15 protein-coding genes and 1 pseudogene are annotated in these 17,957 nt (G+C 71.2%); all 16 read right to left on the bottom strand.

What is annotated here, in order from left to right; all coding sequences use genetic code 11:
* Position 1: 1 nt before the first annotated feature.
* The gene (locus OHU34_RS32285; protein ID WP_405769653.1) at positions 2-1,156 is read right to left on the bottom strand and encodes a pectinesterase family protein; all 1,155 of its coding nucleotides are present in this window, start codon (positions 1,154-1,156) and stop codon (positions 2-4) included.
* An 83-nt stretch (positions 1,157-1,239) separates the two neighbouring features.
* Positions 1,240-2,571 (bottom strand): polysaccharide lyase family 1 protein, encoded by a 1,332-nt coding sequence (locus OHU34_RS32280; protein WP_405769650.1) that lies wholly within the window; start codon positions 2,569-2,571, stop codon positions 1,240-1,242.
* A 68-nt stretch (positions 2,572-2,639) separates the two neighbouring features.
* A complete protein-coding gene (locus tag OHU34_RS32275) occupies positions 2,640-3,437 on the bottom strand; it encodes a rhamnogalacturonan acetylesterase (protein WP_405769647.1) in 798 nt (265 codons plus the stop codon).
* Between the two features lie 103 nt (positions 3,438-3,540).
* Positions 3,541-4,878 (bottom strand): sugar ABC transporter substrate-binding protein, encoded by a 1,338-nt coding sequence (locus OHU34_RS32270; RefSeq protein ID WP_230196279.1) that lies wholly within the window; start codon positions 4,876-4,878, stop codon positions 3,541-3,543.
* An 88-nt stretch (positions 4,879-4,966) separates the two neighbouring features.
* Positions 4,967-6,025: pseudogene (locus OHU34_RS32265) on the bottom strand (polysaccharide lyase family 1 protein); the annotation flags it as partial.
* A gap of 33 nt (positions 6,026-6,058) precedes the next feature.
* On the bottom strand, positions 6,059-7,567 hold the full coding sequence (locus OHU34_RS32260; protein ID WP_405769644.1) for a family 43 glycosylhydrolase: 1,509 nt from the start codon (positions 7,565-7,567) through the stop codon (positions 6,059-6,061).
* Positions 7,564-8,418, bottom strand: a complete 855-nt coding sequence (locus OHU34_RS32255) for a PmoA family protein (protein ID WP_405769641.1) — start codon at positions 8,416-8,418, stop codon at positions 7,564-7,566. Before OHU34_RS32255 ends, OHU34_RS32260 begins: the two co-directional genes overlap by 4 nt.
* Positions 8,418-9,596 (bottom strand): Gfo/Idh/MocA family protein, encoded by a 1,179-nt coding sequence (locus OHU34_RS32250; RefSeq protein WP_405769639.1) that lies wholly within the window; start codon positions 9,594-9,596, stop codon positions 8,418-8,420. The genes OHU34_RS32255 and OHU34_RS32250 overlap by 1 nt, the downstream gene beginning before the upstream one ends.
* A complete protein-coding gene (locus tag OHU34_RS32245) occupies positions 9,593-10,882 on the bottom strand; it encodes a polysaccharide lyase family 1 protein (protein WP_142269705.1) in 1,290 nt (429 codons plus the stop codon). Before OHU34_RS32245 ends, OHU34_RS32250 begins: the two co-directional genes overlap by 4 nt.
* Entirely contained in the window at positions 10,879-11,778 is a 900-nt protein-coding gene (locus OHU34_RS32240) for a carbohydrate ABC transporter permease (RefSeq protein WP_142269706.1), read from the bottom strand. Before OHU34_RS32240 ends, OHU34_RS32245 begins: the two co-directional genes overlap by 4 nt.
* Positions 11,775-12,710: a carbohydrate ABC transporter permease gene (locus OHU34_RS32235; RefSeq protein ID WP_230196275.1), complete on the bottom strand. Its 936-nt coding sequence runs from the start codon at positions 12,708-12,710 to the stop codon at positions 11,775-11,777. Before OHU34_RS32235 ends, OHU34_RS32240 begins: the two co-directional genes overlap by 4 nt.
* 154 nt (positions 12,711-12,864) lie before the next feature.
* Complete coding sequence (gene araD, locus OHU34_RS32230; RefSeq protein WP_142269708.1) at positions 12,865-14,610, bottom strand: L-arabinonate dehydratase; 1,746 nt, start codon at positions 14,608-14,610, stop codon at positions 12,865-12,867.
* A complete protein-coding gene (locus tag OHU34_RS32225; protein ID WP_142269709.1) occupies positions 14,607-15,518 on the bottom strand; it encodes a dihydrodipicolinate synthase family protein in 912 nt (303 codons plus the stop codon). Before OHU34_RS32225 ends, araD begins: the two co-directional genes overlap by 4 nt.
* Positions 15,515-16,195 carry a GntR family transcriptional regulator gene (locus OHU34_RS32220; RefSeq protein ID WP_142269710.1) on the bottom strand — a complete coding sequence of 227 codons (681 nt, stop codon included), beginning with the start codon at positions 16,193-16,195 and terminating at the stop codon, positions 15,515-15,517. Before OHU34_RS32220 ends, OHU34_RS32225 begins: the two co-directional genes overlap by 4 nt.
* Before the next feature lie 177 nt (positions 16,196-16,372).
* Entirely contained in the window at positions 16,373-17,134 is a 762-nt protein-coding gene (locus OHU34_RS32215) for an MBL fold metallo-hydrolase (RefSeq protein ID WP_142269711.1), read from the bottom strand.
* 97 nt (positions 17,135-17,231) lie between these two features.
* Positions 17,232-17,831, bottom strand: coding sequence for a TIGR03086 family metal-binding protein (locus OHU34_RS32210; RefSeq protein WP_142269712.1), 600 nt, complete (start codon positions 17,829-17,831; stop codon positions 17,232-17,234).
* Positions 17,832-17,957: the final 126 nt, after the last annotated feature.

The raw sequence follows: 17,957 nt of genomic DNA, 5'->3' as shown, positions 1-17,957 counted from the left end.
CTCAGCACTCCCCCTTCCAGGGCTCCCAGTCGCCCAGGTAGGCCCCGCGGGTCGCCGATCGCGCCTGTTCCGGGGTGAGTTGAGGGCGGTTCTCGGGGACGGTGATCCGCGCTCCCGGCCCGGTGTTGCGGTACTCGGCGAACCGCTGGCTCTGCCAGGGGAAGGAGGCCGACATGTTGGTGTAGGGCGCGACGGCGTCGATCCCGGCGTCCAGACGGGTGTCGCGGACGGTGAGGCTCGGGCGGGCGGTGGTGTCGGAGCTGGGGACCCAGGGACGGGCCAGCTTGTAGTAGGCGTCGGGTGCCTCGCTGCTGATCCGGCCCCGGACGACCAGGTAGCCGAGCGGGTTGGCGCCCGCCGTCGAGGGGGCGAAGACGAAGCCGTAGGGGGCCGCGGCCAGGTCGGTGCGGTTCAGGGTGCGGAAGTGGCAGTGCTCGTAGACGGCCGTCGCCCGGCCGAAGACGAAGTCCACGTCCCCCTCGACGTAGCAGTGCGCGTAGTACTGCCGGGCGAAGGCGGTGAGGGCGAGGGAGTCGGCGTACAGGGTGTCCTGGTGGCCGAGGAAGCGGCAGTGGTGGAAGGCGGAGCGGTCGCCCTGGACCTTGATGGCGACGGCCTGGGTGCCGGTGATGTCGGGGTGGTCGGCGCGCAGCCAGTCGTTGGCGAAGGTGATCCAGCGAGCGGTGAAGCCGTCGGCCTGCACGGTGGTGGTGGCCGACCCGGTGGTGCCGTAGGTGCCGCCGCCGGGCTTGGCGGTGCCGGCCGCGTTGTCATGGACGATGACGACGTCACGGGGGTCCTCGGAGGCGCCGATCCAGGTGGCCTCGCTACGGGTGGCGTCCAGGGCGACGGTCTCCCGGTAGGTGCCGGGGGCGAGGACCAGCGTCCAGCCGGTGCCGGTGGTGGCGGCGACGGCGTCCCGGACGGCGGTGAAGTCGCCCCGGCCCAGCGGGTCGACGTACAGGGTCCGCGGGGTGAGCCGGTCGGCCGGCGAGCCGTGGCGGCCGAACGGGCCGCGGCGCGCGGTGGCGGCCCGCGCGGGTGCGGCGGCGAGGCCGAGGGCGGCGAGCGTACCGGCGGTCGCCGTCAGGAATCCTCTTCTGGAGAGCGGGAGTCGGGGGTGGTGGGGGTGGTGGGGGTGTCGGGGCGAGGACATGCGGGTGCTCCTTGGCAGTGCGGCTCTGCTGAGGGGGCCGGGGCGGCGACGGGCGCCGCGCGCCCCGGCCTTCGTAGGAGGGGTCAGCCCAGACGCCCGGCGCCCGCGCCGCAGTCGACGATCCGGGGGACGGCCTTCGCCGGGTCGACCTTGGTGCGCAGGGTCGGCGTCCAGCCCGCGCCGGACTCCAGGACCTCGGCCGGGATCTCCGCGTTGTGCACGGCGATCAGGTCCGTGAGCCTGCCGTTGACGTAGTTGTCGTCGGCGGTGAGCGGCGCCACGTTCCACCGCTTCAGCACCTTGGCCGCGCTGACGCCCGCCGGCAGTGTGAACGCGTTGTGCTGGGCGACGAGTTGGGACTCCTTGCCGATGCCGAAGCTGTAGGCGAAGGCGTCGTCGGCGACGAAGTGGTTGTTGTAGGAGTCGACCTGCCCGAAGCGGACCCGGGGAGCGCGTTCGACCAGGTTCGAGAACTGGTTGTGGTGGAAGGTCACCTTCAGGTGCCCCCGGTCGCCGACGGCCGTCGACTCGCTGTCGCTGTTGCCGATGAGGATCGTCTTGTCGTGGTCGGTGAAGACGTTCCAGGAGGCGGTGACGTAGTCGGCGCCCCGGACGATGTCCAGCTCGCCGTCGTGCTGCTGGTACAGCATGCCGAAGTAGGTCGGCGCGGCACTGTCCGGGTGCGATCCGTCGGTGAACGTGTTGTGGTCCAGCCACACGTGCGTCGAGCCGTAGACGACGGCCGTGTCGTACTCGGAGTTCCAGTTGCCGTTCGTGCCGTCGGTCGGGTCCCACTGCGGGAAGCAGTCGATGGGCGACTCGAAGGCCAGGTTCCGGATGATCACGTTGTCGACGGCCTTGATCTGAAGGCTGACGCCCTTGAGGCCCGCGTTCTTCCCGATGCCGACGATGGTGGTGTTGGCGGGGATGTTCGCCTTGATGGCCGTGTCCTGGGCGGCGGCGGAGGCGCGCCGCAGCCCCTCCGGACTGTCGGCGGGCTCGGCACTCAGGTCGGTGTCGAGGCCCCAGGTCTCGGGCGCGTACTTGGCGAGGTAGGCGTCGAAGTCGTAGCCGGGCGCGGCGAAGGCGTCACAGCCCTCGGCGACGGCGTCGATGACGCCCTTCACCTTGATGATCTTCGGCGCGCTGCCGCCGGCGGCGAGGGCGGCCTTGAACTCGGCCCAGGTGGTGACGGTGTACACATGGGCGGCGTCGGCGGCCGACCCGCCCGTGGTTCCCGTCCCGTGGGCGGCCCAGCCGTCGTTCGCGCCCAGCACCTGCCGGCCGAGGTCGCGGGACGAGGAGCGGGAGTGGGCGTCGGTCTGGGCGGACGCCGTGCCGGTGACGGACAGCACCAGCGCGGTGCAGCCCACCAGGGCAGCTATGACGCGTCCATGACATATCTGTGTACGCACTGTACGGTTCTCCTCTTGTGGCGAAAGGCGTGCGGGTCCTGCGCGAGCGGAAGCGGGTGCAGCGGGTCCTACGCGAGCGGTGCGGGCCAGGTGATCCAGGACGTGGGGATCTCGTCGTGCAGCCGGACCACGTCACGCGGCCCGAGCACCCGCGTCCGCAGCAACTCCCGCACGACGAGCCGCGCGACGGCGATCGCGCCCGGTGGATTGAAGTGCGTGTTGTCCTGCTCGGTCTCGGTCCAGTTGAAGTACGTCTTCGTCTCCTCGACGCCGAGTCGCTGCCACAGCGCGAGCGACAGCGCCTGGACGTCGAGCAGTGCCACCCGCTCCGCCTCGGCGAGCGCGCGCATGGCGGCCGGGTACTCGCCGTGCGTCGGCACGGCGTTCCCCTCGGCGTCGAACCGGCGGCGCTCGACGGGCGTGGCGAACACCGGCCGGGCGCCCTTCGCGCGGGCGCCGTCCACGTACATCCGAAGGTAGTCCTGATAGGTGGTCCAGGGCTCGGTGTAGCGGGTCGGATCGGTGGTCTTCTCGTCGTTGTGCGCGAACTGGACGAGGAGCAGGTCCCCCGGCCGGATCGCGGCGAGGACGGCGTCGAGCCGGCCCTCGTCGATGAAGCTCTTCGAACTGCGGCCGTTCACCGCGTGGTTGGCGACGGGCCGGTCCTTGTGCAGGAAGAAGGGGAGCGCCATTCCCCACCCGGTCTCGGGAGCGGCGTCGGAGTACTTCTGAGCGGCGGTGGAATCACCGGCGATGAAGAGCGTGCGGGGCCGGCGGGCCCCGGCCCGGGCGGGCCCGGCCGCCACCGCGCCGAGCGGTACGGCGGCGAGCGCCGCCGAAGTGACCTGTCTGCGGCTGAGGGACACGAAGTGCACCTTTCAACAGAGGTTCAGGGGATTCCCTAGGAGCGCGGGGAACTGCGCGACCGGACCCGACCGGCCGGCAGCCCCCCGCGATCGAAACCGCGAACTACGCGTGGTTCTTCTTCCAGTCGGCCTGCGCGGCGTTCAGCTGCTCGGCCAGCGTGTCCAGGAAGTCCTTCGGGCTCAGCTTCCCGAGCAGCACCTTCTGGAAGTTCGGCTCGTTGTCCGCCTTGGAGATGGTGTTCCAGTCGGGCAGGTAGTACGGCAGCTGCACGATCTTGGTAGTGGTGCCCGCCAGCGCCTCGGCGGCCAGCTTCGTCGGCTCCGACGCCTGCACCCAGCTGTCCTGCGCGGCCTCGTTGTTCGCCGGCACCTGCCCCGCCGTCTCGTTCCACTTGCTGTTGGACGCGTGCGACGCGGCGAACTCCATGAACTTCCAGGCGGCGGTCTTGTTCTTGCTCGCCTTGAACAGCCCGAGCCCGTCGACCGGGTTGGACACCTGCACCCGGGTGCCGTCGTCCTGCGTGGGCGCCGGGATGCCCTTGAACTTGCCGGCCAGCGCCTTCTCGTGGTCCCCGTAGGAGCCCAGGTTGTGGCTCAGCATGCCGATGGTCCCGGAGTCCCACTGGGCGACCATCTTGGTGAAGTCGTTGTTGACGTCGGCGGACGGGGTGTTCTTCTTGAACAGGCCGACGTACTTCTCCAGCGCGGCCACGTTCTTCGGGTCGTTGACCGTGGTCTTCTCGCCGTTCCAGAACTCGGTGATGCCGCTCTGCCCGTAGGTGGCGTCCAGCGCCTGGGCGATGGACCCCGCGCCACCGCGGATGGTGTAGCCGAACGCGTTCTTGTCCTTGTTCGTGAGCTTGTCGGCGGCCGCGTAGAACTTCGTCCAGGTGGTCGGCGCGTCGAGACCGGCCTGCTGGAACAGATCGGTCCGGTACCAGAGGGTGCCGTTGTTCGCGGAGGTCGGCACCGAGTACGTCTTGCCGTCGATCCCGGCCGCCTTGACGCCGTCCAGGAACTTCTCGTTGAGCTTGCCATTCAGCGCGCTCTCGGAGATCCGGCTGTCCAGCGGTTCGAGGGCGCCCTGCGCGGCGACCTCGGCGAGCATCGCGGTGCCCACGCCGCCGACGTCGGGCAGACCGCCGCCCTGGATGGCGGTGTCGTACTTGGACTGGACGCTGTCGGCCGGCACACCGACGTAGTTGACCTTGATGTCGGGGTTCGCCTTCTCGAAGTCGGCGATGATCTCCTTCCAGACGTCGGTACGCACACCGCCGTTGTTGTCCCAGAAGGTGATCTCCCCCTTGCCGGAGCCCTCGCCTCCCTTGTCCCCCGCGCCGCCGCTGCCGTCGTCGCCGCAGGCGGTGGCGGTCAGCGCGAGCACGGAGCCCAGGGCGACGGCCAGGGCGGCGCGCCTGCTTCTGCGGATGCTGCTCTTCATGTGGTCGGCTCTCTTCTTCTGGATCCCAACGGAGATATGAAGTTGTGGGGGGTCAGTGGGTGGTGCCGGTGCGCGGGCGCGGCGGGGCGCCGATCTGCGCTTGCGGCCCGGAGAACCGGGTGACCAGCGCGGGAACGGCGGCCGCGGGATCCAGCCGGTAGGCGTAGAACTCCCGCGGGTCGAAGGCCGTACCCCACGCGTCGGTCCGCCCGCTCGTGTTCCTCAGGATCGACCCGCGCTGCACCAGCTCGGCGGTGGCGTCGGCCTGGTAGGGGTGCTGGATCCCGTCGAAGTAACTGTTCTCGATGACCATCTTCGTGTGGCCGCGCGACCAGTTCCCGTACGTCCACACCGGGTCCCCGTCGGCCACCTGCGCCGAGAGGTAGTTGTTGTAGAGGTGGGCGTAGGCGCAGTTGTCCGCGGACGGGTTGCGCTGCTTCGTCCCCGTGAACCAGTTGTGGTCGATGGTGATCTGGGTCAGGACGTTCGTCGTCCAGCCGATGCCGAACGCCTTGTTGTGGGTGTCGAACCGGTTGGCGGAGACGGTGATGTACTGGCTGTCCTTGCGGATGTCGAGCAGCCCGTCGCCCATGTGCGTGAAGCGGTTGTGGTCGATCCACACGTGGTCGGCGGTGTCCATCTGGATCGCGTCGAAGTCGGTCGTCTTGCCGTCCCAGTCGCCCTCGACGTACGAGTCCCGGATCGTCAGATTGCGGATGATCACGTTGTGCGTACCGGGGTTGAGGTGCAGCTCCCCGTGCACGATCTCGCCGGTGTCGCCGGCGCCGATGATCGTCTTGTTCGAGGTCACCACGATGTCGGAGCCGAAGGGCTCGACCGCCACCGCGCCCTCGACCCGGATGACGTAGGGCTCCTCGGCCGCCGCGTACCGCACAAGCGAGGCCTGGTCGGTGACGGTGACGACCTCGCCGCCCGCGCCTCCGGTGGTGCCGCCGGCGAGCGAGGCGAAGCCGTGGGCGGTGTCGGTCCAGCGGGACCCCGAAGGGGCAGAGGTGGCGGCCGTCCCCGGCTCACCGGCGGCCTTCGCCTCGCCGACGGCGCCGAGACCCAGAGCCGCCACCAGACCGGCGACGGCCGCCAGGACCACGGCCGGCCGCGGCAAGCGCTTGCTACGGAGGTGCGTCATTGCGTCTCCCAACACGCTTACGGAACAGGTGGGTCAGAGCGTTCTGATCCGGAACTCGCTGAACGAGGCCGCTCCCGCGTGCCCGGTTCCGGGGGGCGCGAGGGCGAAGAGGCCCAGCAGGGCGCCGACCCAGCGCCAGGGCGTGGCGGCGAACACGGGCCCCGACCGGCGCAGGCCGTCACCGATGTCGTACGCGAAACGGCAACGTGCTCCGGTACCGACCTCGATCCGCAGGCGCGCCCGTCCCCCGGGGGCGAGCCGCGGGTGGGCCGCGTCCCGCTCCCGCTCGGCTACCGGTTCGGCAAACCGGTGCACGAGGTGGACGGCCCCGTCGGTGCCCCGCTGGAGCCCTATCCAGCCGAAGGCGTCCCCGAGGACCGCGAGCCCGGCGCGGGCACCCGGCTCCTCGCTGTGCAGCTCCAGCTCCACCTCCACGGCGGACGGGAGCCCGGGCAGCCGTTGCGTGAGGATGCTCGGCAGGGTCCGCAGATCGTGCGCGTCGGCGGTCCGCACACAGGTCAGGCGCAGTCCGTCGGCGGAGTGCTGGGTGGCGAGGCCGTCCTGCGGATTGGCCGTCCACGACCACTGGCGGCCGAAGCGCCCGCCGGGGAAGTCGTCGTCGGTGGCGGGTGCGGCCGGCGGTCCCGCGGGCAGGTCGGGCCGCCGGTGCTCCGCCACCGGAGCGCCCTCGTCGCCGATCACCGGCCAGTTGTCCGGACCCCAGCGCATCGGCTGGAGATGGACGACCCGGCCGTACGCGCCGCGCTGCTGGAAGTGCAGGAACCAGTCCTCGCCGGACCAGGTGCGCACCCAGCCGCCCTGGTGGGGGCCGTTGACCTCGGTGTCCTGCTGCTCCAGAACGATCCGCTCCTCGTACGGGCCGAAGAAGTCCCGGGCCCGGAAGGCGCCCTGCCAGCCGGTCTCCACTCCCCCGGCGGGCGCGAAGATCCAGAACCAGCCGTCGTGCCGGTAGAGCTTCGGCCCTTCGAGGGTGAACCAGCCGGGGATCCGGTCCCCGTCGACGATCACCTTGCCCTCGTCGAGGACGGCCGTCCCCTCCGGGTGCATCCGGTGACCGGTGAGCCGGTTCTTGACGCCCGCACGGGACTTGGCCCAGGCGTGGACCAGATAGGCCTCGCCCGTCTCCTCGTCCCACAGGGGACAGGGGTCGATGAGCCCCTTGCCCTCCTTCACCAGGAGCGGGCGGGACCAAGGCCCCCTGATCTGCGGGGCGTTGATCTGGAAGATGCCCTGGTCGGGGTCGCCCCAGAAGATCCAGAAGCGGTCGTCGTGGTGCCTCAGGGACGGCGCCCACACTCCGCAGTCGTGCCGCGGAGAGCTGAACTCGGCCGCCGGTTCGAGGCGTTCGAGGGCATGGCCGACCAGCGTCCAGTGGACGAGATCGCGCGAGTGCAGCAGGGGCAGGCCGGGGGCGCGGCCGAAGCTGGAGGCGGTGAGGTAGAAGTCGTCGCCGACCCGCACGACGTCCGGGTCGGACCAGTCGGCGTTCAGTACGGGGTTGGTGTACGTCTCGTGCGTCACTGGCTGACCGCCTTCCGTACGAGTGCCGCGGCCTCGTGCCGGTCCAGACGGCCGTCGGCGACGACGGTGACGATCCGGCGTACGGCCGTCTCGCCCGGCGGAACCCGCAGCCTCTCCGAGGAGGCCAGCGAGGAGCCGACACCCGGGTACTCGGCGGTGCGCACGAACCAGGGGTCGCGGCGGGTGGCCCCGGTGGCCCCGGCGAAGACCAGGGTCCAGTGGGCGCCGGCCAGGGCGAGCCAGTCGGCGCGGGCGCCGTGGACGGACGCCTCGCCCTGTGTGTCGGCGGTGAAGACCTCGGGGGCCGCGTCCTCCTTGCGGGCCCGCCAGAAGAAGCCGCCGTAGGCCGCTCCGGGGCGCCCGTTCGTCGCCGGGCTGCCGATGGACAGCGGCCCTGAGGTGACGTTGGTCAGGGAGAAGGTGAAGTCCAGCGCCCAGGCGGTGTCGGTGAGTTCGGTGGCCGCGACGGTACGGCGCTCGCGCAGCAGGTCGGTTCCCGAGGCGACCCAGCGCAGCTCCTCCACGAAGCCGTCCGGGTCGCGGAGCTGGAAGGAACCGTGCCGCTGGGCACCGTGGTTGTCGAGCTCGGTCGGGCCCCGGTCGCGGACGTAGGTGCGTCCGCCCCAGAAGTTGTGCCCCTCGACGTCGGGTACGGCTACACCGACGCCGAGGTGGTGTGTGTGGTCGGCCGGGCTCAGTTCGGTGACCGCCGTGCCGGCCAGGGTGGTGACGGGGTGCAGATAGGGCCGCGGGGAGAGTCGGGCGGGCAGCTCGGGCCGGGTCACGTAGCGGGCGACCGGGCGGCCGGCGACGCGCAGGACGACCGGTGCGTCGGGTGCGGTTGCGGTCATCAGGGGCTCACCTCTTTCGGATGCGCGGTCGTGAACGCCCAGGGGGCGCCCAGTTCGGAGTAGAGGGCGAGGGTGTCGGCTGCGGCCGCGACGAGGCCGTCGATGCCGGGGACGACCCGCCGCTCCTCGTCGGGCAGCCGGCGCCAGGCGTCGTCGGGCACCTGTACCGGGTCGGGGGCGACCCGGATCGCCTCGACGACCCGCATGAACGACTCGGTCGCGGCGGGCGGGACCAGCAGTTCCGTCCCGTCGGCGAGGTGCTCGACGAGGTTCTCCAGCAGGTCGGTGCGGCCGTACTCGAACTCCTCGGGGCCGTGACCGGCCCGCTGGAGCAGGACGCGGTCCTGCTTGTACCAGTAGGTGATCCGGCCGCGGCTGCCGTGCACGATGACGTACGGGTCGTCGGGGTCCTCGGCGCACAGCGTGGCCGCGACGACGATCTCGCGGCCGCCGGCCGTGCGGACGCGGACGCAGGAGGTGTCGTCGGACTCGATGGCGTTGGCGTGCGCCAACTCGGTCTCGATGCCGGTGACGTCGGTGGCGCGGGTGGCGCCGGCCAGCGCGAGGGCGGTGGCGACGGCGTGCGCGAGCGGGTTGGTGAGCGCCCCGTCGATCACGTCGACGCCGTTCAGCCGTCGCCTGCCCGCCCAGGGCGCCCGCCGGAAGTACGCCTCGGGCCGGGCCCAGGCCCCGGCGCCGCCGACACCTGCGACCTCGCCGACCACCCCGTCCTCGATCAGCCGGCGGATCGCGGGCACGGCGTGCGAGCCCAGTGACTGGAAGCCGATCTGGCAGACCACGCCCGCCTCGGCGACCCCGTCCGCCATCCGCCGGAACTCGGCGTAGGAGGGCGCGGGCGGCTTCTCCAGGAGCAGGTGGACCCCCTTGCGCGCCGCGATCAGGGCCAGGTCGGTGTGGGTGGGGATCGGGGTGCACACGACGGCGATCCGGGCGCCGGTCGTGTCCAGCAGCGCGCCGAAGTCGGCGGACTGCTCGGGCGTGCCGAGGCCCTCGGGGATCTCCGCCGGGGTCAGGGGGGTCAGCTCGCAGACGCCCGCCAGGCGGACGATGCCCTTGTCCTGGAGCCGGCGGATGTTGTCCAGGTGCCAGCGGCCGTGGCCGCGCGCGCCCGCGAGGACGATCGGGACCGGGCTGCTCATCGGTTCGGCGGTGCTCATGGGATCCTCCCTGCGCCCGCGCCGCGTGCCACCTCGCGGTCGGCCACCGCGGCGCTGTCGATCTTTGTGTGCAGGGTAGGCGTCCAGCCGACGTCCGCCGTGAGGTCGCGCTCGCTGCCGCTGTTGTAGGCGTTGTAGACGGCGAGGAGGTCCACGGGCCAGCCGTTGAAGAGGGTGCCGCTCTGGTGCAGGGCGGTGCCGTTCCAGCTCTTGACCAGGTCGGCGACCTCCACGTGGCCGGGGGTGTGGAAGGCGTTGTTCTCGGCGTACACGGCCGACTCGGTCGACACGCCCAGCGAGTAGCGGTACTCGGCGCCCTCGGGGACGACGTACCGGTTGTCGTAGACGTGCACCTGTCCGAAGCGGACGCGCGGTGCGCGCTGTACGACGGACTCGAACTGGTTGTGGTGCAGCGTGACCCGGAGCTTCCCGCGGTCGCCGGTGGCCGTGTCGCCGCTGCCGATGAGCATGGCCTTGTCGTGTCCCGCGAACCGGCTCCAGGAGACGGTGACCAGGTCGGAGCCGTTGGTGATGTCCAGCAGTCCGTCGTGGCGCAGGTAGTTGCGGGCGAAGTAGGTGGGTTCGGCGGAGTCGGGGTGACCCCGGTCGGAGGCGGTGACGTGGTCGACCCAGACGTGTGTCGCACCGGTCAGCCAGATGTTGTCGTACGCCGTCTTCCAGTCGCCGAGTCCGCCGGTGTTGGGCTGCCAGACGGGGAAGCAGTCGTAGGCGTCGCGCAGGTCGAGGTTGCGCAGGATGACGTTGTCCGCGTTCTTCACCTGGAGGCTGGCGCCCTTGAGGACGGCGCCGTCGCCGAGGCCCACGATCGTGGTGTGGGAGCCGACGGGGAGCACGATCCGCTCGGCCTGCGCGGCCGCCGACGCCTGGCGGGCCTCCTCCTGCGCGCCGCTCGGCTTGGCGGCGCCCCAGGTGCGCGGGTCGTAGGCGGTCAGGTACCGCTTCAGGCGGTAGCCGTCGGTGGCGTAGTCGGCGCAGTCCAGGTGGTCGCCGTCGTCGTCGGTGTTGGCGTCGATCGTCCCGGCGATCTTGATGATCTTCGGGGTGTCGCTGCCGCCGTCGAGGGCGCGGACGAGTCCGGCGCGGTCGGTGACGGTGGTGACGTGGGCGTCGTCGGCGGCCGCGCCTCCGGTGGTGCCGGTGCCGTAGGCCGCCCAGCCGTCGTCGGCGGCGAGGGTGTCCCGGGAGATGTCCCGGGCCTCGGCCTGCGCGGGCACGCACAGCAGTCCCAACGCGGCGGCGACCACCGTGATCTGACGGAACCTCATCCCTTCACCGCCCCCGCGCTGAAGCCGGTGATCAGCCACTTCTGGATGAAGGCGAAGACGAGCACCACCGGGACGGCGGCGATGATGCCGCCCGCGGCCAGCGCGCCCAGGTCGACGCTGTCCGCGCTCATCAGGGTGTTGAGGCCGACGGGGATCGTCTGCTTGGTCTGGTCGGACAGGAACATCAGGGCGAACAGGAAGTGGTTCCAGGCGTGCACGAAGGCGAAGGAACCGACGGCGATCAGCCCGGGCCGCAGCAGGGGAAGGACGACGATCCGGAAGGCGGTGAGCCGGTTGCAGCCGTCGACCCAGGCGGCCTCCTCCAGGGAGTACGGCACGTTCCGGATGAAGCCGCTGATCAGGATCATCGACAGCGGCAGCTGGAAGACCGTCTCGGCGATGATGACACTGCCGAGCGAGTTGATCATCTTGAGCTCGGCGAAGATCTGGAAGAGCGGCACGAGGAGCAGCGCGCCCGGCACGAACTGGGTGCACAGCAGGGCGAGCATGAACCCGCGTTTGATCCTGAAGTCGAAGCGGGCGAGGGCGTAGCCGCCCGCCAGGGCGACTCCGGTGGTGAGCAGCAGGGTCGCCACGCCGGTGAGCACGCTGTTCTGGAAGTAGACCGCGAAGTCCCGCTCGTTCCAGACCTTTTCGAAGTGGTCGAAGGTCATCGGCCAGGGCACGAGCGAGGTCGAGCCGGCCGGGCGCAGCGCGAACAGGAGGATCCAGTAGAAGGGGACGAGGGTGAAGACCAGGTAGATCGACAGGGGGAGGTAGATCTGCCAGCGGGGGGCCTCGTCCCAGGCACGCTTGTGCCGGGACGGGCGCCGGTCGGGCGCGTCGGTCACGCGCACGGGGACGGGTGTGACCTCGGTGGCCTCCTTGGTGATCACTTGTCGCCTCCTCCGAACTTGCTCAGCCGCAGATAGACCATCGAGCAGAAGAGCAGGATCACGAACGCGACCGTGGTGAGGGCGGACGCGTAGCCGAAGTTGTGTGCGTCGACGCTGGTGTTGGCGATGTAGAGCGGGAGGGTGGTGGTCTCCCCCGCCGGGCCGCCGCCGGTGAGCGTGTAGAGCAGGTCGACGTTGTTGAACTCCCACACCGCGCGCAGCAGCGTGGACAGGACGATGGCGTCCTTCAGGTGGGGCAGGGTGATGTGCCAGAACTGCTTGATCCGGCTCGCGCCGTCGACCTCCGCGGCCTCGTACAGGTCCTTGGAGACGGACTGGAGGTCGGCGAGGATGAGGATCGCGAAGAAGGGGACACCGCGCCACAGGTCGGCGATGATCGCCGCCGGGAAGACGGTGGAGGTGTCCGACAGCCAGCTGGTGCCGTACTCGCCGATCCCCATGTCCGCGAGGTAACGCGTGATGCCGGTCTGGGAGTTGTAGAGCAGCACCCAGATCGCGGAGGTCAGCACTCCGGAGACGGCCCACGGGGAGAAGACCAGCGCCCGGCCGAGCGAGCGCCCCACGAAGGTCTGGTTGACGATCAGCGCGAGCGCCAGGCCGAACAGCAGTTGGAGCCCGACCTCGACGAGGACCCACTTGGCGCTGAAGGTCAGCGTGTCCCAGAACTGCGGGTCGTCGGTGAAGGCGTGGACGAAGTTGTCGAAGCCCGCGAAGCCGTTGCGCCACGGTTTGGTGGGGTTGTAGTTCTGCAGGCTGTAGTAGAAGACGCTGATGACCGGGTAGGCGATGAAGCCCAGCATCAACAGGGCCGCCGGCGCGATCAGCAGGTACGGCAGTCTGCGGGGCGTGGCGGAGGCACGGCGCCGCCGGGGTGGCGCGGGCGGCTTCGCCACGGCTGCGGCTTGGGCCATGACTGTTCTCCGTTCTCGGTACGTCTCTCGGTACGTCTCTCGGTGCGTCTCTCGGTGCGTCTCTCGGCGCGCCGTGCGTTCGTGTGCATCGTGCTTTCGTGCGGGTGAAGCGCTTTCTCTCTGCACAGGGGTGGGCCCGGTCGCGCTGTCGAGGTCAGCCCGCGTACGGGTCCGCGACCTTGCCCGGACGGGCCAGGAACTCGAAGTCGCAGCCGGTGTCGGCCTGGGTGATCTGCTCGTTGTAGAGCGCGCCGTAGCCGCGCTCGTACCGGGCGGGCGGCGGCGTCCACCGAGCCCGACGCCGCTCCAGCTCCTCGTCGTCCACGTCGAGCCGCAGGGAGCGGGCCTCGACGTCGAGGGTGATCGAGTCCCCCGTGCGGACCAGGGCGAGCGGCCCGCCGACGTACGACTCGGGCGCCACGTGCAGGACGCACGCGCCGTAACTCGTCCCGCTCATCCGGGCGTCGGAGATCCGCACCATGTCCCGCACACCCTGCTTGAGCAGATGGTCGGGGATGGGCAGCATGCCGTACTCGGGCATGCCCGGGCCGCCCTTGGGGCCGGAGCCGCGCAGCACCAGGACGGTGTCGGCGGTGATCCCCAGCTCCGGGTCGTTGATGGTGCGCTGCATGGTCCGGTAGTCGTCGAAGACGACCGCGGGGCCGGTGTGCCGGAGCAGGTGGGGCTCGGCGGAGATGTGCTTGATGACGGCGCCGTCCGGGCAGAGGTTGCCGCGCAGGACGGCGACCCCGCCCTCGCTCGCGACCGGGTTGCTCCGGGGACGGATGACGTCCTCGTCGTGCACCTGGGCGCCGGCGAGCTGCTCACGCATCGTGTCGTGGGAGACGGTCGGGCGTTCCAGGTGGAGCAGGTCCGGGATCCGGGAGAGGAAGCCGGGGAGCCCGCCCGCGAAGTGGAAGTCCTCCATGAGGTACTTCTGGCCGCCGGGCCGCACGTTGGCGAGCACGGGGACGGTCCGGGCGATCCGGTCGAAGTCGTCGAGGGTGAGCTTGACGCCCGCGCGGCCCGCCATGGCGATGAGGTGGATCACGGCGTTCGTCGAACCGCCGAGGCCGAGGACGGTCGTCACCGCGTCCTCGAACGCGTCCGCGGTGAGGATCTCGCTCAACCTGCGGTCCCGGTGGACCAGTTCGACGATGCGCAGGCCCGCGGCGGCCGCCATCCGGTCGTGCCCGGAGTCCACGGCCGGGATGCTCGACGCGCCCGGAACCGTCACGCCCAGCGCCTCCGCGGCGGCCGTCAGCGTGGACGCCGTACCCATCGTCATGCAGTGGCCCGGCGAGCGCGCGAGGCCGCTCTCCAGCTCGGCCAGCTCGCAGTCGCCGATGAGGCCGGCCCGCTTGTCGTCCCAGTACTTCCACATGTCGGTGCCCGAGCCGAGGACCTCGTTGCGCCAGTGGCCCGGCAGCATGGGCCCGGCCGGGACGAAGACCGTCGGCAGGTCGACGCTGGCCGCGCCCATGAGCAGCGCGGGTGTCGTCTTGTCGCAGCCGCCCATCAGCACGGCCCCGTCCACGGGATAGGAGCGCAGCAGCTCCTCGGTCTCCATCGCGAGCAGGTTGCGGTAGAGCATCGGGGTCGGCTTCTGGAAGGTCTCGCTGAGCGTGGAGACCGGGAACTCCAGCGGGAAGCCGCCCGCCTGCCACACGCCCCGCTTCACGGCCTGCGCGCGATCGCGCAGGTGGACGTGGCAGGGGTTGATGTCCGACCAGGTGTTGAGGATCGCGACGACCGGCTTGCCGAGGTGCTCCTCGGGGAGGTAGCCGAGCTGGCGGGTGCGGGCGCGGTGGCTGAAGGAGCGCAGGCCCTCGGCGCCGTACCACTGGTGGCTTCTGAGGTCCTCCGGGCGTTTGCGCGCTTGATCGTCGAAGCGCTTCATATGGACCATCCGGCTGCTATGGCGGCGACCTCGGCACGCTCGTCCTCGGGCAGCGGCCGGCTCGGCGGACGGACCTCGCGACGGCACAGGCCAAGGGAGGAGAGGGCTTCCTTGACGACGGTGACGTTGTTGGCGGAGCCGTTGGCGGCGCGGAGCTCCTCGAAGCGCCTGATCTGTTCCCACACCTTCATCGCGGCCGGATAATCCCCTGATCGAAGCGCTTCGATCATGTTCAGCGAAACGGTCGGCGCGACGTTCACGAGCCCTGAGGTGAAGCCGGTGGCGCCCGCGGAGAAGTAGGAGGGGGCGTACGGCTCGGCGAGGCCGGCCACCCAGACGAAACGCTCCAGCCCCGCGTCCCGAGCGAACGCGGCGAAGCGCGAGGCGTCCGGGACGGCGTACTTGACGCCGATGACGTTCGGACAGGCGTCGGCGAGCTCGGCGAGACGGTCGCCGCGCAGCTGCGCGTTGCGGATGTACGGGACGACGCCCAGCTCGGGCACCGCCGCCGCGATCTCCCGGTGGTAGTCGACCCAGCCGCTCTGCGACACGTACGGGTGGACGGGCTGATGGACCATCACCATCTGCGCGCCCAGCTCACGGGCGTGCCGGGCGGAGGCGACGGCGGTCGGTACGTCGTGTCCGACGCCGACCAGGATCGCCGCCCGTCCGCCGGCCACCTCGACGGTCACCTCCGTGACCAGGCGGCGCTCTTCGGGGGTGAGGGCGTAGAACTCGCCGGTGTTGCCGTTGGGGGTGAGGGTGGTGATGCCGCCGTCGAGCAGCCGGCGCAGCAGGGCCCGGTGGGCTTCGCCGTCGACGGAGCCGTCCTCGGCGAACGGGGTCACCGGGATGGCCACCACGTCGGCCAGGGCCGCACGCTGGGTCTCGAACGCCACGCTGCTCATTCCTGACCTTTCTCTGCCCGGGGCCCCTCATGGGCCTCCTGGGCGGTCTCGGGGAACGCCCGGTGCACGAAGGACGCGATGTGGGCGTGCAGGGCGCGGGCCGCTCCGTCGCAGTCGCCGTCCAGGGCGAGCCGCAGGATCTCGCGGTGCTCGCCCGCCTCCCGTTCCCAGGAGGGCGAGGCGGCCCAGGCGACGGCCGAGACCAGGGCGGCCTGGTCGCGCACCTCGTCGAGCATCCGGCCGAGCAGCGGGTTGCCGCACGGCAGGTACAGGGCGCGGTGGAACTCCCGGTTGGCCAGCGACCGTTCGGCGGTGTCGGTCGCCTCGTCGGCCCTGGTCAGCGCCTGGCGCGCGGCGTCGAGGGAAGCGCCTCGCCGTACGGCCCGCCGGAGCGCCTCGGGTTCGAGGAGCAGGCGTACGTCGTAGACCTCGCGCGCCATGTCCGCGTCCACCATGCGCACCGTGACGCCCTTGTACTGGCTCATGACGACCAGTCCGGTGCCGGCCAGGGTCTTGAGCGCCTCGCGCACCGGGGTCTTGGAGACCCCGAACTGCGCGGCGAGCTCGGTCTCGACCAGGGCCTGGCCGGGCGTCAGCCGGCCTGTGAGGATGCGGCGTTTGATCTCCTCCAGCACGTACTGCGTGCGGGACGGGATCGGCGTGGGCACAGAGGTCATGCGCGCCTCTCGGATGTCGCGTATCTGATCTCGGATCTGGCGTATCGCGTCTCATATATGACGTACGAAGTACGACGCGTTGAAGGTAGGAGCGGCCCTGTGTTTCGTCAATGCTTCTGACAGAGGAAGTTGAGGTTGCCGAGGTGAGACTGCCGGGGCGGGAGGGCCCGAACGGGGTCAGAAGGGCAGGGTCTCGCCCTCGCGAGCGGTCCGGGTGGGGCCCCCGAAGGTGACGGCGGCCCGCGCGGTCGCGGCCTTCCGGGTCAGCGTGGGCCCGACATGGGTGATGTACAGCTCGCGCACCCCGGCCCTGCGGGCGGCCTCGCCGGCCTCCTCCGGCGTGAGATGCACCTGTTGCTCCCGTTCGCCTTCGCGATGACTGTCGATGTCCGCCTCGCACAGGAACAGATCGGCTCCGGAGGCGAGTTCGGTGAGGGCCTCGCACGGCCCGGTGTCGCCCGAGTACGCGAGGACGCTCCCCTGGCACTCGGCCCGCAGCCCGTACGCCTCGGTGTCGTGCACCACCCGGCGCGAGCTGAGGCGCAGGTTCCAGTGCCGCACGGTGTGCCCGTCGAACAGCGCCCTGAAGTCGAAGACCCCACTCAGGAACCGCACGTCCGGCCGGCCGAAGAAGCCCGCGAGACGCCGGGCGCAGTCGAGCGGCGCGTAGACCGGGATCGGGGCCGGCGGGGTCATCCCGCCGTAGGCGAGGGCGTAGGCGGCGGCCAGGAGGTCGGCGCTGTGGTCGGCGTGCAGGTGCGAGATCCAGATCGCCGTGAGCCGGTCGGGATCCGTGTGCCGCTGCAACTCCGCGAACGTCCCGGGTCCCGCGTCCACCCACACCTCCGCCCCCGCGCCGCGCAGGAGATAGCCGGAGCAGGGGCGGCCCGGCCCCGGGTGCGGAGAGGCGGTACCGAGGACGGTGAGACTCAGGGGCATGGTGGGGAGCGTACGTTTCGGACCCGCGGGACGCGCTGTGATTCCGTTTGTCCACGGCGACCGCCGGGTGCCGTCCGCACCCGGCCCGCCTGGTGCCCTAGCGCGTCCACCCCGGGTCACGCCCGCTCAGGCCGACGGCCCGGTCGAGCAGCGGGGCGTCGTCCGGGACGGGGACCACGGGGCCGAACACGCCACTCCCGGGCTCACCCTGGGCCGCGGCGGCCGCGAGGAACCCGTGCGCCGCCGACAGCGCGGCCGGGTCGGGCGTGTACTCCTGACCGGTGGCCCGGGCCAGGTCCCAGCCGTGGATCACCAGTTCGTCGGCGACGACGGCGCCCGCGACCTCGCCGGGCAGGTCCACGCCGCCCGCGCGGGTCATGCCGGTCCAGGCGGCCGGGTCGCGCCAGGCGTCGGCGAGCTCGTCGAGGGCCTTGGCGAGTTCCTCGCGCCAGCCGGGGCCGATGTCCGGCGCGGCTGCGTCCGGAGGGGTGTCGGTCGTGGGGCCCAGATCCTTGCGGGCGGCGTCCCGGAAGGCGACGGCGAGGCCCGTGAGGTGGCCGAGCATGTTGCGGACGGCGCAGCCCGGGCAGGGCGTCCCGTCCCCGAGCTGCCCGTCGCGGACGGCCTCCGCGAGGCGCGCCACGATCAGGGTCTGCGGGCCGAGGTCGAATGTGGGTGCGGCTGTCGTGTCGGTCATACGGGGTGGACCGGCGGCGGCGGGCGAACTCATCGGTGTCCCGCCCGGCGATTCCGTTCCGTCCGCGGCGGGCACCGGCGGCCGGCGCACCGGTGACGTGGTTCATCGGCACGGCGCCAGGACCGA

This window comes from Streptomyces sp. NBC_00080 (assembly GCF_045041255.1).
GTDB classification, from domain to species: Bacteria; Actinomycetota; Actinomycetes; order Streptomycetales; family Streptomycetaceae; genus Streptomyces; species Streptomyces coriariae.
Note: the sequence above shows the minus strand (reverse complement) of the source record. Positions and strands in the feature narration are given on the sequence as shown.